Origin of the sequence: Novosphingobium sp. IK01 (assembly GCF_033242265.1) — a bacterium.
Classification (GTDB): domain Bacteria; phylum Pseudomonadota; class Alphaproteobacteria; order Sphingomonadales; family Sphingomonadaceae; genus Novosphingobium; species Novosphingobium pituita.
Map to the genome: position 1 here is coordinate 3,311,286 of NZ_BTFW01000001.1, position 13,814 is coordinate 3,325,099.

Here is a 13,814-nt window from a genome sequence, read left to right on the forward strand (position 1 = left end):
TGGCAGATGGTTTGGCCGATGGTTTGCCATGCTGCGCGCGGGCGGTCTTGTCGCGTGGCGCAAAAAGGTTTGGGGGCTCGGGTGATCCGAACAAAAAAGGGCGCCCGGCGGCTGGTACCCGGCGCCCACTTTCCTGTTGCGACCCTTTTGGGCTTATCCGGGGTCCTTGACCACGCCACGGGCCGGGAACATGTCGCGGTTGACGCGGACATGGACGCCCAGCGTGCCGTCGACCACCTGGGTCACGCCAAAGTCGCTGGCGACGCTCATCAGCGAATAGGCATCGTTCTTCGAAAGGCCGACCTGTTCGTCGAGCAGCCTGAGCATGTCCATCGAGGCCGATTTCATCGCCTGGTCGAGGGTGTCGCCAAAGCCGTGGACGATCCAGTGTTTTGGCGTTTCGAGCAGCGGCGAGGGGAATTCGAAATCCTTGCGCAGGATGATCTGGAACAGGCAGTTGAGCGAGCTTTCGATGGCCGTTCCCGAAATCTCGCCGTCGCCCTGGCTGACATGGGGATCGCCGATCGAGAACAGCCCGCCCTTGACCTGACACTTGTAGTACATCGTCGCGCCCGCGCCGATGCGCCAGTTGTCGATGTTGCCGCCGTGGAGGCCGGGGGGAATCGTGCTGACCGGCTCGTTCACCGCCGGGGCCACGCCCGCCGTGCCCAGATGCGGGCGGGCCGGGATGGTCACGCCGGGCAGTGCGGGCTGGCGGTCGCAGACCGGGCAATTGGTGATCGTGCCGGGAACGAGGTACTTGCCGGGAAAATCGTAGGCATAGAGCGCGCTGGCGGTCTGGGTCTGCGCGTCGAGCCGGTAGATCGTCACGCGCTCCTTCTCGTCGAATTCCTGATAGAGATGGCCCCAGTTGGCCGCCAGATTTGAACCATAGGGGTTGCGCGGCTCCATCGAGAGGTAGCGCACTTCGAGCATGTCGCCCGGTTCGGCCCCTTCGACATAGATCGGCCCGGTCATGATGTGGACGCCCGGCGCGCGGGTGGTCGGGTCGATTTCCGTAAAGATGCGCTCGACGCCTTCGTCGAACATCAGGTCGGGGGCATCGCCGGCATGGTGGGTGATCGCTTCGGCATGGACCAGATCACCGCTTTTGATCGTGAGGGCGGGCTTGATCGAGGGCGAGAAATAGCCCCAGTGCACGGTCTCGGGCGTGGCTTTGAGAGTGTGCAGCGCGCCGGGCGCCGTTTCTGCCCGCTGCCGACCGTGATTGCAGACCAAGCTCATGCATGTGCCTCATTGAATAGGGGACTAAACCGCGATCCTTGTCGGAGAGGGGGGCGCCCGGGTCTTGTTTGCGTGCGCCCTATGACTTGGCCTGCGGGAAGCACCGGGCGCGCCAGCCCCAGGCCAAGTCATGGCGCGCGCGTCAACAAACGGGGCGCGCTGGCCCAAGCCGGACGCGCGGGCGCGCGCCAGAAGGCGGCCATCCTTTGCTTGTCCGCATTTCACGAAAGGGGATCGCACCCATGCCCAACACGCTCATCTTCGTCGACCTGCCCAGCGATGATCCCGCCGCCGCCGCGCGGTTCTATGCCGAAGTGTTCGGCTGGCAGAACGACGAAAAGCCCGCAGGCGTCTATCACCGCATGGTTCCGGGCGGCCAGTTCCCCAACCCGGATGGCACCGACAGCCAGATCGGCAACCTCCATCTGGGCATCTTCGATGCGGCCAATGCCCGCCCCCATCCCGACAGCGCCGGGGTCGAACCCCGCGCCCTGTCCACCACGGGCCGCAAGCCGCGCATCTGGATCCTGATCAGCGACGACGACAGCGCCGAACGCATTCTGGCCGCCGCCACGCAGCGCGGGGCAAAGGAACTGTGGCGCAACCACTACTGGTCGACCTTCAACGGCTACAACCACGCCTTCGAAGACCCGTGGGGCAACGAGATCGTGCTCTGGGGCAAGGCCGGGCCGGAGCCGAAAGTTCCGGCAGACTTCACCCGCGAGTAAGCGGGCGCAAGCCTGCACTCAAGAATTCGGGGTGCCCCGCTCAAGACCCGAGCGGGCGGGGCACTCTAGAAAGCCTGCGATCCTGCCTTATGCTGTGCCCCTTGCCATCAGGAGTTGAGCCCGTGCCTCTCGTTACCGACAGCTTCATTCGCTCGCTCGCAAGTTCGGCGGTGGATCTGGCCGATGCCCAGACCCTGCCGCCCGAATGCTATACCAGCGCGGAATTCTATGAATTCGAGAAGGAGGCGCTCTACAATCACGAATGGCTCTGCGTGGGCCGGGCCGACTGGGTGGCCAATCCGGGCGACTATTTCACCACCACGCTGGTGGGCGAGCCGGTGGTCGTGGCGCGCACGCTCGAAGGCGAGATCCGCGCGATGTCCTCGGTGTGCCAGCACCGCGCGATGCTGGTGGCCGAGGGGCATGGCAATGCGCGCGGCTTCCTGTGCCCCTACCACCACTGGAGCTATACCCTTGAGGGCAAGCTCGTCGCCGCGCCCGCGATGGGCAAGACCTGCAATTTCGACAAGGCCCGGTATGGCCTGCCCAATTTCAGGGTGGAGCTGTGGAACGGTTTCATCTTCATCAATTTCGATGCCGATGCCGCCCCGCTGGCCCCGCGCCTGACCCGGGTGGAACAGGCCATCGCCGGCTACGACCTTGCCCGTGCCGAAGGCCCGCGCCCCGACCCCGCGCCGAGCCTGCCGTGGAACTGGAAGGTCATGTTCGAGAACAACAACGACGGCTATCATGCCAGCCGCCTGCACCACGGGCCGCTGCACGATTTCGTGCCTTCCGGGCTGGCCGAGTTTCCCGACAGCGACCCGGCCGATGGCGGCTTCTTGCGCTTCAACGGCACGCTCCATGCCGACGCCAGCTTCAACGCCACGCAAAAGGCCGTGCTACCGGTGTTTCCGGGCCTGAGAGATGAAGGGCGGATGCGGATGACTTTCGCCAATATCCCGCCCACGCTCAGCCTCGTGATGATGAGCGACATGGTGATCTACCTGATCCTGCGCCCGACCGGGCCTGAAACGCTGGAGATGGACACCGGTTTCCTGTTCGCGCCGGGCGCGATGGCCGACCCGGCCTTCGACCACAAGCTCGACATGAACATCCGCGCCTCGGGCCATATCATCGCGCAGGATCTCCATGTCGACGGCCTCGTCCAGCAGGGCCTGCGCTCGCGCTTTGCCCCGCGTGGCCGCTATTCGTGGCAGGAGGGCGCGCAAGGCCAGTTCAACAAGTGGCTGGTCCATCGCTATGCCGCCGCCCATGCCCGGCTTTCTGCTGCGGCGCTTACGGAGGGGGCCGATCGGGTGACGGCGGCCTGATCTGCCCTCATCCCGGGCCGGGCGCTGCGCAGGATTGCGCGGCCCGGCCAATGGCGTAAGCTCGGGGGCAAGGCCGGTATCGAACAGTCGGCCAGTTCAGGGCCGATCACATCGAGGGGCAGCATTCCTTGCGTTTCACCACCAATGCCTACCCGCGCGAGCAGCGTCAGGATGCCTGGCGCTTTGCCTTGCGCCGCGTTTCCCTTGAAGTTCAGGCGACCAGCGAAGACCTCTATGGCGAGCTGGTGAGCTTCACCAGCGGGCAGGGCATCCAGTTTGTCCGCGTGACGGGCAATGGCCAGTCCCTGGCCATCGACATGGCGCAGGAAGCGCCCAGTTTCTGGCTGGTGCTCCTGCTCGAAGGCCGGTTGAGCGCCCGGCAGGGCACCACCACCATTGACCTTGCCGAAGGCGACATCCTCTATGGCGGGGGTGCCTCGCGCACGCAGGTCGATCTGGCGGGTGAGCACCGGTTCCTGCTGGTCAAGGTGCCCCATGCGCTGCCCGCCTTGCGCTCGCGCTCGGCCTTGCCTTCGCAGATCAGCAACCTGATCGCCGACGAGGCCATCGGGCGCATGCTCTCCGCGCTGTTGCGCTCGGTCGCCGATACCATCGTTGACGTGTCCGACGACCAGATCCGCCCGGTCGAACTGGCCCTGCCCGAATTCATCGCGGCTACCCTGCTCGACAAGGCCCCGGTCAAGGAACTGGGGGGCGCGGCGGGCGCGCGCGCGGCGATCCTCGAACGCGTGTTCCAGTCGATCGAGATGCGCCTGTCCGATCCCAACCTGTCGATCCACCAGATCGCCGCCGAACACCGCATCTCGCCGCGCTACCTGCAAAAACTGTTCGAGAGCGCGGGTGAGAGCTTCAGCCAGTTCGTGAAGTTCCGCCGCCTCGAACGCTGCCGCCTCGATCTGGGCAGCCCGCTCCATGCCCAGCGCTCGATTTCCGAAATCCTCTATCAATGGGGCTTCAACGACAGCGCCAGCTTCAGCCGCGCCTTTCGCGAACGCTACGCGATGAGCCCGCGCGAATATCGCAAGGTCGGCGCCTTGCCCGAGGACATGGGCGAGGCGCCCCGGCGCGGGCGCCCGAGCGCCCAGAAGGAAGGCCGCCCCGAAGAACGCGAGGACAGCGCCGCCCCCTCCACCCGCGAAGGGCTCGGCGATGTTGAGGGGCTGGTCGACGGGCTGGTCGAGGACGTGCAGGTCGATGCCGCGCGCGGCGTGCGCCACCATGCCCTGCCGGTCCGTCCCGACACGATCCACTGGGGCTATTTCAGCAAGACCCTCAAGCCCGCGCTCGAAGTCTGCTCGGGCGACTATGTGACCGTCGAGACGCTCACCCACCACGCCAACGACGACGCCGAACGCATGATCGACGGCGATCCGGCCGCCGAGGCGATCTATCGCTGGACAGCAGAAGGCAAAGTGATCGACCGGCGCGGGGCGGGGCCGCTCGATGCTTCGGTGGTCGGGCGCGGGCCGGGCGAGGGCTTTGGCGTCCACATCTGCACCGGGCCCATCGCCATTTCGGGGGCCGAGCCGGGCGATGTCGTGCAAGTGCGCATCCTCGACATCGACCCGCGCCCCAGCCGCAACCCGCGCTTTGCCGGGCGCGCCTTTGGCAGCAACGTGGCGGCCTATTGGGGCTTCCACTATGCCGAACTGCTCACCGAACCCAAGCCGCGCGAGGTGATCACGATCTACGAGATCGAGAAGGGCGCCGGGCTGCCGGTCGCCCATGCGGTCTACAACTATCGCTGGACGCCCCAGACCGACCCTTCGGGGGTGATCCACCCGATGTACGATTATCCGGGCGTTCCGGTCGATCCCGAGACGACCGAGAAGAACTTCAACGTCCTGCGCGACATCGAGATTCCCGTGCGGCCCCATTTCGGGGTGGTGGCGCTGGCGCCCGCCCATTCCGATCTGGTCGATTCGGTTCCCCCCGCCAATTTCGGCGGCAATATCGACAACTGGCGGCTGGGGCCGGGGGCCAGTGTGTTCCTGCCCGTGGCGGTGCCCGGCGGCCTCCTGTCGCTGGGCGATCCCCATGCCAGCCAGGGCGATGGCGAGCTGTGCGGCACGGCCATCGAATGCTCGATGACGGCGGTGATCCAGGTGATCCTGCACAAGGCCAAGGCCGCCGCGCCCCATGTGCGCGAGCTGGACTATCCGATGATCGAGACGCCCACCGAATACGTGATTCTGGGCTTTTCCAACCCGGACTATTTGCGCGAGCTGGGCGGCAAGGCGCAGAGTGAGGTCTACAAGCGCTCGTCCATCGACGCGGCCATGCGTGACGCTTTCCGCAAGGCCCGCCGCTTCCTGATGACCATCCGCGACCTGAGCGAGGACGAGGCGATCTCGCTGCTCTCGGTGGGGGTCGATTTCGGGATCAGCCAGGTCGCCAATGGCAACTGGGGCGTCCATGCGGTGATCAGCAAGGCCCTGTTTACCAACTGATTTGCGGAAGGCCCCGGCTCAAGGTCGGGGCCTTCCGCAAGGGGTGGCGGCTTTATGATCCGGCCACTTCCGGCTCGGCGGCAATCGAGAGGGTCAGGTCCTTCCACTGCGCGATCTGGGCTTCGAGCCCGGCAAATTCATGCTCGGCATAGTGCAGCGCGTCTTCGCCCAGCAGCAGCAGCAGGGGCGGCTCGGGCGCGTCGAGCGCGGTCAGGATCGCTTGCGCGGCGCGTTCGGGGGAGCCGGGCTCGTGGCCGTGCTTGTCCTGCAAGACGGCCCGCGCGACATGGGCGGTCTGGGCATAGTCGGCAATCACCGGTTCCGCGCCGGGCAGGCGCGTGGCGGCAAAGGCCGTGCGCATGCCGCCGGGCGCCACGTTGGTCACCCTGATCCCCAGCGGCGCCACTTCCTGTGCCAAAGTCCGCCCGAGGCATTCGAGCGCGAACTTGGTCGCCCCGTAAAGCCCGGTGCCGTGCCAGGCCGCCAGCCCCGAAACCGAGGTCACGTTGACGATATGCCCGGCGCGGCGCGCGCGCATGGCGGGCAGCACGGCCTTGATCACCGCCATCGGCCCCAGCACGTTGACCGCAAAAAGCGCGCGCGCGTCCTCAAGGCTGGTTTCCTCGATCGCCCCGGTAAATCCGCGCCCGGCATTGTTGACGACATAGTCGAGAGGCCCGACCAGACCTTGCGCGGTGCGCACGACCACCTGCACGGCGGCCTCGTCGGTCACGTCGAGCTTCATCGCATGGGCGCGGCCCGGCGCGAGCGCGGCAAAGGCCTGCGCATCGGCCTGCGCACGCACGGTGCCCACGACAGTATCGCCGCGCGCCAGTGCCGCGCGGGCCAGAGCCAGCCCGAGGCCCGAGCTCGTACCGGTGATGAACCAGTTTGCCATGCAGGATTTCCTTTGTTTCGTGCCTCTGTTTCTTGGGCGTGTCGGCGGGCTGTAGGGCAGCGGGCAAGAGGCTGTCTTGGCGGGGCGCGCATGGAATTGTCGCAAGCTGCGCTTCATGCGCGCGCCGTTCAACGCTTCGGGCGCGGACAGACAAGAAGGGAGCCTTCGCGCATCCTAGCTTGCCTGCGATCCCGCCCGTCGCCACATATCCTTTCCACGCTTATCATGGACCCGTCATGACCGATACGATCCCCCAGGTTGCCCCGTTCGACCTTCCGTCCGACACCGGCGGGCGCGACATCGGCATTTTCATGCCCATGGCCAATGGCGGCTGGATCATCTCGAAGAATTCGCCCCGGCTCGACGGTTCGTACGACTACAACCTCAAGGTCGCGCAGATGGCCGATGCCATGGGCCTCGACTTCATCATGGCGATGGCCAAGTTCAAGGGCTTTGGCGGCGAAATCGAGCATTGGGAATCTTCGCTCGACAGCCCGATGATGATGGCGGGCCTTGCCCAGGCGACCAGCCGCGTGCGGGTCTGGGCGACGATCCACACCCTGCTGCAAAACCCGGCGGTGGCTGCCAAGATGATCGCCACGCTCGACCAGATCAGCCATGGCCGCGCCGGGCTCAATGTGGTGACGGGCTCCTACAAGGACGAGTTCGCCCAGATGGGGGCCTGGCCCGAAGGCGTCGACCACGACGAGCGCTATGTTCTGGCGACCGAATGGATCGAGGACATCAAGCGCCTGTGGAGCGAGGAGCGCGTGACCGCGAAGGGCAAGTATTTCACGCTGGAGGACTGCACCTCGCGGCCCAAGCCCGAAAAGCGCCCGTTCCTCGTCTGTGCGGGCACCTCGAAGGCGGGCATCCGCTTCACCGCCGATCACATGGATGCGCTGTTTCTGGCGGGCAACGGCCTCGACGAACTGGTCGCCAATACCCACAAGGCCAAGGCCGATGCCCTCGCGCTGGGCCATGCCATCCGCACCTATTCGATGATGATCCTGGTCATCGGCGAGACCGACGCAGAGGCCGAGGCGATGGTGCAATCCTATCGCAAGGGCCTCGACGAGGGAACCTTGCGCGGCATGTTGCGCGCCTATGGGATGCTCGATGCCGAGATCGGCAAGGAGAACGATTTCACCCGCAAGGCGCGCTCGGCGCTGATGGCCCCGCATGTGGCCGGTTCGCCCGAAACCGTGCTGGCGCGCCTGACGGAGATTTTCGAGAAGACCGCGCTCGACGGGCTCATGGTGATTTTCCCCGATTACCTCGCGATGCTGCCGGTCTTTGCACAAAAGATCCTGCCGGTGCTGCGCGCGCGCTTTCCCGGCAAAGTGAAGGTCGCGGCTGATGTCTGACCAGACGCTGCCCCATGTCGGGGCCCCCGGCGCGATGATCGCGCCCGCGCGCACGGCGCTGGTGGTGGTCGACATTCAGGTCGATTTCGCCGCGCCCGAGGGTGTCGTCGGCCAGTGCGGGGTCGACATGGGCGTGGCCGAACGCGTGATCGACCGGATCGAGCCGCTGATCGCGGCGGCACGCCGGGCCGGGGTGACGGTCGCGTTCCTGCGCGTGATGACCCGGCCCGAGAGCGACAGCCACGCGCTGCGCACGCTGATGGAGCGGCGCGGCACCCCCGGCGCCGAGGCGATCTGCCGGATCGGCAGCGGGGGCGAGGCCTATTACCGGGTCGCTCCGCAGCCCGGCGACATCGAGGTGGGCAAGCTTGCCTATTCGGGCTTTTCGGGCACGGACTTCGACCAGCAGTTGCGCGCGCGCGGGATCGACACGCTGGTGATGACCGGGCTGACCACCGATTGCTGCGTGGATTCGACCACGCGCGACGCTTTCCATCACGACTATCACACGTTCGTCGTGTCCGACGCCTGCGGCGCCTTCGACGAAGGGCTGCACCTTTATGCGCTCAAGGCCATGGCCGAGCATTGCTCGCTCCTCGTCGAGAGCGAGGCCGTGCTGGCCGCATGGGGGGCGCTGCCTGTCGAGGTGGCGGCTTGACCCTGTTTCTTCCCCGATCCTTCCGGCAAAAGGCCTCCAGTCGATGCGTATCGTGATCTTGGGCGCTTTTTCCGCGCTTTATTTCCTGCTCATGGCGTCCACGTTCAATTCGCTGGGGCAGGTCCTGCCGATGATCGTGGCCGACCTCCACCTGACCTGGGCGCAGGCGGGAATGGGCTTTACCGTGCTGGGGATTGCCTGCGGGGCGGCCAGTCTGGTGCCGGCGGCGGTGATTCGGCGGTTCGGGGTGGCGGTGACGCTGCTGGCGGGCATGGTCCAGCTGATTGCGGGCTTCATCGCGCTCGCGTGGATGCAGGGCGTGGGCATGTACCTGCTGGGCACGCTGCTGCTGGGCCTTGGGTTCTGTTTCTGCGGGACGATCCCGGCGGTCGATGCCATCGGCAATGCCTTCGAGGGGCGCCGGTCGAGCGCGATCGGCTTCTATTTCACCGCGGGCAATATCGGCGCGGTGACCGGCCCGCTCACGTTCTATGCGATCCATGCAAGCACGGGGGACTGGCGGCTCTATTGGCTGGCCTGCGCCGCCGGGGCGCTGGTGCTCGGGCTGTTCGCGGCGGTGGTCTGCGGGCGCTATGAACGCATGGCCGGCGCGATCCACGGGGCCGCCGGTCAGGAAGGCCAGACGGCGAGTGAGGGCTGGAGCGCGCGTGCGGCGCTGGGCACATGGCAGTTCTGGATCGTCGTGGCGGCCTATACGGCCTGCCTGCTGATCAACACGACCGTCCATTCGTTCGCCTACCAGCACATGCTCGAACATGCGATTTCGCCCGAAAAGGCCACCGGCTTCATCTCGGCGGCGGCTTTCGTGGCGGCGGTGGCGGCGGCGCTGGCGGGGGTGGCCGGGCAGAAGGTCGATGCGCGGCGCCTGACGGTGCTGGCGCTGATGGGCTCGGCCTTTTCCTCGCTGGCGCTGGTGCTGCCGCTCTCGGACATGGCGCTCGGCTTCTTCGCGCTCACGTTCGGGATTGGCATCGGGGTGTCCACGGTGGGGACGGCGCTCCTGCTGCGCAACTGGTTCGGCGGGCGCGCGGGGCTTGAACTCTATTCGGTGATGACCGTGGTTTCGACCTCGGCGGCGCTGGGGCCGAGCATCGGGGGCCATCTGCATGACACCATCGGCAGCTTCGTGCCCAATTTCCTCGGTCAGGCGGGGATCGGCATCCTCGTCGCGCTGGTCGTGGGGCTGGCCCGCGCCCCGGTGGCGCGCGGGGCGCAAGGGGATGCGCTGGCGGCCTGAAAGGCTTCAGGCCGCCTCCTGTCAGGCCCCGTGTTCGAGGATCGTTTCCATCGCCACATAGGTCGAGGTGCTGGCCACGTTGGGCAGGCTCGAAATCTGCTCGCCCAGCACCCGGCGATAGGCCAGAATGTCGGCGGTGCGGATCTTGAGCAGGTAGTCGAAGTGGCTGGCGATCATGTGGCACTCCTCCACTTCCTCGACCTGAAGGACCGCGCGGCGGAAGGCTTCGAGGGCCTTTTCGCGGGTGTCCGACAGCTTGACTTGCGTGAAGGCGATATGGGCCAGCCCCAGCTTCTGGGGATCGACCACTGCGCGAAAGCCCCGGATCACCCCTGAATCGAGCAGCCGCTTGAGTCGCACCTGACAGGGTGTCTTGCTCAGTCCCACGCGGCGGGCCAGTTCGTTGATGCTCAGCCGCCCGTCGACGCGCAGTTCGTCGACGATCCGGTGGTCGATGCGGTCGAGCGCGAGGGCCGGTTCAGGCGTGGTCATGCTGGCACGCCTTCCATTTCTGGGGCCGGGCTGGTGCTCGGCGTGGCCAGATCGACCACCCTGTCGCCCGCCAGCGCGGCCATGGCCGGGCGGTGGCTGACAAGGACCAGCCCGGTGCCCGTGCGCGCCAGCCAGCCATCGAGGCGGGCGATCACGGTGGCTTCGGTCGCCGGGTCGAGGCCCTCGCTCGGTTCGTCGAGCACGAGCCAGGGCTTGCCCGCCAGCAGCGCGCGGGCGAGCACGAGGCGGCGCTTCTGCCCGCCCGAGAGCCTTGCCCCATCGCCGCCCAGCCAGGTGTCGAGGCCTTCGGGCAGGGCGCGCACCACGTTGTCGAGCGCGGCGACGCCCAGCGCATCCCACAGCGCGCCTTCAGGCAGGCCGGGGCGGGCGAGCAGGAGGTTGTCGCGCACGCTTCCGGCGATCAGGGTGCTGTCCTGTCCGGCCAGCGCGAAAGCCGGGCGCAGCGCGGCCAGTCCCAGCGCGCGCGGATCGTGGCCATCGACGGCGAGCGGCTGGGGGCAATCGCGGCGCAGGCCGACGAGCGTTTCGACCAGCCGGGTCTTGCCCGCGCCCGAAGGGCCGCCCACGCGCACGCGCTGGCCTGCTGTCACGGTCAACCCGGCGAGGGTGAGGGTGGGGTGTTCGGACAGGGCAACGGCAGGGGAGGCGGCGGCAGTCGCTTGCGCGCTGTCGAGGGCGGCGATGCGCTCCTGCGCGGCGCGCAGGCGGTGGGCGCGCATGTCGATCATCGTCAGCCCGGCCCAGGGTTCGAGCGCGGCCATCGCGGCCAGCAGCGCGAGCGCCAGCAGCGGGATCGAAGGCGGCTGTGCGCGCATGTGCGCGACCAGCACGAGGCCCAGCGGCACGAAACCGGCCAGCACGGTCTGGGTGGCGGTCATCATGGCCTGCGCGCGGGCCAGATCGTGGCGGGCGGCCTCGTGCGCGGCGGCAAGGCCTTCGAGGTGGGTCGAGAGCGCCGGGCCCATGTCGTAGACCGCAATATCGGCGCAAGGACCGGCAATGTCGGCATAATCGGCCAGCAGCGCTTCGTGGGTGGCCGCTGCGCGGTCTTCGGCTCCGGGCAGCATGGCGCGGGCCATCCCGCGCCCGGCCAGCCGCATCGCGACCAGCCCGGCGCCCACGACCAGCGGCCCGCCCCAGCCGATCACGGCGCTCGCGCCCAGGCCGATGAGCGCGGCGGCCCAGGCGCCGGTGGTCGCCACGCGGCGGATCACCGCGTCTTCGAGCGCATCGACATCGGCGCCCAGCCGGGTGGCGAGGGTGCCGCTGCGCCCGGCGGCATCGCCGCCCAGCGCGCTGGCCGCCACGCGGCGGAACAGCCCGGTGCGCACCTCGGCCAGCGCAAAGAGCGCGGCGCGGTGGCCGAGCATGCGCTCGCCATAGCGCGTGCCCGTGCGCAGGATCGCCGCCGCGCGCACCGCGGCGCTGGGGATCAGGTAGTTGAAGCCTTGCGCCGCGACCGGCCCGGCGAGCCCCGCCAGCGCGGCCCCGGCGAGGAACCAGCCGGCAATCGCCAGCAGGCCCACGCCCGCCAGCGCGGCCAGCATCGCGCACAGGATTGCAAAACGGACGGTACGGGCCTGACCGGCCAGCGCTTCGCGCAGCAGCGGGATCATGCCGCGATCTCCCATCCGGTGACCGGACACAGGGTGGTGGCCATGGCGATCAGCGCCGGATCGTGGCTGGCAACGACGACCATGCGTTCCCGTGCAGCCTGTGCCAGAACGGTTCGCACGCGCGCGGCGCTGTCCTCGTCGAGATCGGCGGTGGGTTCGTCGAGCATCAGCATCGGGCGTCCTGAAAGCAGCGCGCGGGCCAGCGCCAGCCGCCGCCGCTCGCCGCCCGAGAGGCCTGAACCGCGATGGTCAATCACCATGTCGAGCCCGCCGCGCCGCGCCAGCATCGGCCCGAGGCCAAGGCTTTCGAGGCAGGCGGTCATCGCCGGGGTATCCACTTGAGGGCCCGTGGTGAGCGCCTCGCGCAAAGTGCCGGGCAGGAACACGGCCTGCTGGCCCGCCCAGCCGATGGCCGGATTGAGCGATCCGGGGGCAAAACTTGCGCCATCGACGGCAATCGTGCCGCCCGCGATCGGCACCTGACCGATCAGCGCGCCCAGCAGCGAGCTTTTGCCCGCGCCCGTGGGGCCGGTCACCGCGTGAAGGCCCGGCATGGCCCAGGCCCAGTTGAGCGGGCCGATGCGCGTGCCGTCGGGATGGGCGAGAATCACGCCCTGTCCCTGCCAGAGGCGGGGGGCGGGAATCGGCTCGGGCAGGGCGCAGACACGCGCGCATTCGGCCCGCATGGCGGCGGTGGCAGCCTCGCCGGTCTGCTTTTCGTGATAGGCAGCCGCGAGGCGGCGCAGGCCGAGGGTGAATTCGGGCGCGAGCGCGAGGGCATAGAACGCGCGGCCCAGAGTCAGGTGTTCGGGCGCGGGGAAGGGGAGCAGGTTCAGCAGCGAAAAACCGCAGTAGACCGCCACGAGGGCAACCCCGAGCGCGGCGAAGAATTCGAGAATGGCGCTCGATGTGAAGGCCAGCGCGAGGACCGCCATCGTGCGGCTGGCCACTTCGCGCGCGCCCTGTCCCAGATGGCGCGCGATGCGGTCTTCCGCGCCGAGCGAAAGAATCGTCGGGAGAGTACGGATACGGTCAATAAAAAGACCCGAAAGTCTTGAAAGTGCTGTATGATGCGCTTGCGCCCGACGCGCGGTGGCACTACCGGCCAGGATCATCCCGATGATGAAGGGAGGCAGCGTGGCAAGCATGATCAATGCGCAAACCCAACTGGCCGGAGCCACTGCTGCGACCACCAGAAGCGGAACCACCCCGACCGCCCCGCGCAGGGGCAGGAAACGGGCGACAAGGCCTTCGCCCGCCGCCACCGATTCCACGGCCAGATGCATGTCTTCGCCGATCAGGCGTCCGCGCGTGCGTCGCGTGGGCAACAGGGCCGGAAACAGATGCTGACGCCAGGCCGTCTTGGCCCGCGCCGCAGCGGCCTGCCCGGCCAGGGCCGCGCTGGCCTGTGCCAGCGCACGCCAGAGCGAACCGGCCAAAAACAGCACGCAAACCACGGCAAGGGGAGAGTGGGATGCGATAAAAGACGCCAAACTTTGATCGAGGGCAAGGCCGAGGCCGAGCGCGACGGGTATGGCGCCGAGGCATTCTGCCACCCACCACAGCGTGGCCCGTCCATCGGGGCGCGGACGAAAGGACGAAGGCATGGCACGCTCGATCATATTCTAAAGCCACTTATTGTTAACTGCTACTTGTAGCAAGCGTGGTCCGGGCGCTTCCCAGCTGGCCCAATAAGCCCGACAGACCCGGATTGCACGCCCAACTT

General features: G+C 67.7%; 11 protein-coding genes. 6 read left to right on the forward strand and 5 right to left on the reverse strand.

Annotated elements, in window-relative coordinates:
- Positions 1–153: 153 nt before the first annotated feature.
- On the reverse strand, positions 154–1,245 hold the full coding sequence (locus SBI20_RS15405) for an acetamidase/formamidase family protein (RefSeq protein ID WP_317975842.1): 1,092 nt from the start codon (positions 1,243–1,245) through the stop codon (positions 154–156).
- Between the two features lie 242 nt (positions 1,246–1,487).
- Between SBI20_RS15405 and SBI20_RS15410 the strand changes: the two genes are divergently transcribed.
- The 3 genes from SBI20_RS15410 (at position 1,488) to SBI20_RS15420 (ending at position 5,778) form a co-directional block, all read left to right on the forward strand.
- Positions 1,488–1,973, forward strand: a complete 486-nt coding sequence (locus SBI20_RS15410; RefSeq protein WP_317975843.1) for a VOC family protein — start codon at positions 1,488–1,490, stop codon at positions 1,971–1,973.
- Between the two features lie 122 nt (positions 1,974–2,095).
- A complete protein-coding gene (locus SBI20_RS15415) occupies positions 2,096–3,307 on the forward strand; it encodes an aromatic ring-hydroxylating oxygenase subunit alpha (protein WP_317975844.1) in 1,212 nt (403 codons plus the stop codon).
- Positions 3,308–3,435: 128 nt separating this feature from the next.
- Entirely contained in the window at positions 3,436–5,778 is a 2,343-nt protein-coding gene (locus tag SBI20_RS15420; RefSeq protein ID WP_317975845.1) for an acetamidase/formamidase family protein, read from the forward strand.
- A gap of 52 nt (positions 5,779–5,830) precedes the next feature.
- On the opposite strand, the gene SBI20_RS15425 is transcribed toward SBI20_RS15420, so the two are convergent.
- On the reverse strand, positions 5,831–6,676 hold the full coding sequence (locus tag SBI20_RS15425; RefSeq protein ID WP_317975846.1) for an oxidoreductase: 846 nt from the start codon (positions 6,674–6,676) through the stop codon (positions 5,831–5,833).
- Between the two features lie 236 nt (positions 6,677–6,912).
- Here SBI20_RS15425 and SBI20_RS15430 point away from each other — a divergent pair, with 236 nt between their 5' ends.
- The 3 genes from SBI20_RS15430 to SBI20_RS15440 are packed head-to-tail and all read left to right on the forward strand — an operon-like array spanning position 6,913 to position 9,959.
- A complete protein-coding gene (locus SBI20_RS15430; RefSeq protein WP_317975847.1) occupies positions 6,913–8,043 on the forward strand; it encodes an LLM class flavin-dependent oxidoreductase in 1,131 nt (376 codons plus the stop codon).
- On the forward strand, positions 8,036–8,701 hold the full coding sequence (locus SBI20_RS15435) for a cysteine hydrolase family protein (RefSeq protein ID WP_317975848.1): 666 nt from the start codon (positions 8,036–8,038) through the stop codon (positions 8,699–8,701). Before SBI20_RS15430 ends, SBI20_RS15435 begins: the two co-directional genes overlap by 8 nt.
- Before the next feature lie 43 nt (positions 8,702–8,744).
- Complete coding sequence (locus tag SBI20_RS15440; protein WP_317975849.1) at positions 8,745–9,959, forward strand: MFS transporter; 1,215 nt, start codon at positions 8,745–8,747, stop codon at positions 9,957–9,959.
- Between the two features lie 21 nt (positions 9,960–9,980).
- Here the strand turns inward: SBI20_RS15440 and SBI20_RS15445 are convergent, their stop codons facing one another.
- The 3 genes from SBI20_RS15445 to SBI20_RS15455 are packed head-to-tail and all read right to left on the reverse strand — an operon-like array spanning position 9,981 to position 13,710.
- The gene (locus tag SBI20_RS15445) at positions 9,981–10,451 is read right to left on the reverse strand and encodes an Lrp/AsnC family transcriptional regulator (protein ID WP_317975850.1); all 471 of its coding nucleotides are present in this window, start codon (positions 10,449–10,451) and stop codon (positions 9,981–9,983) included.
- Positions 10,448–12,088 (reverse strand): amino acid ABC transporter ATP-binding/permease protein, encoded by a 1,641-nt coding sequence (locus tag SBI20_RS15450; RefSeq protein ID WP_317975851.1) that lies wholly within the window; start codon positions 12,086–12,088, stop codon positions 10,448–10,450. The genes SBI20_RS15445 and SBI20_RS15450 overlap by 4 nt, the downstream gene beginning before the upstream one ends.
- Complete coding sequence (locus tag SBI20_RS15455) at positions 12,085–13,710, reverse strand: ATP-binding cassette domain-containing protein (RefSeq protein WP_317975852.1); 1,626 nt, start codon at positions 13,708–13,710, stop codon at positions 12,085–12,087. The genes SBI20_RS15450 and SBI20_RS15455 overlap by 4 nt, the downstream gene beginning before the upstream one ends.
- Positions 13,711–13,814: the final 104 nt, after the last annotated feature.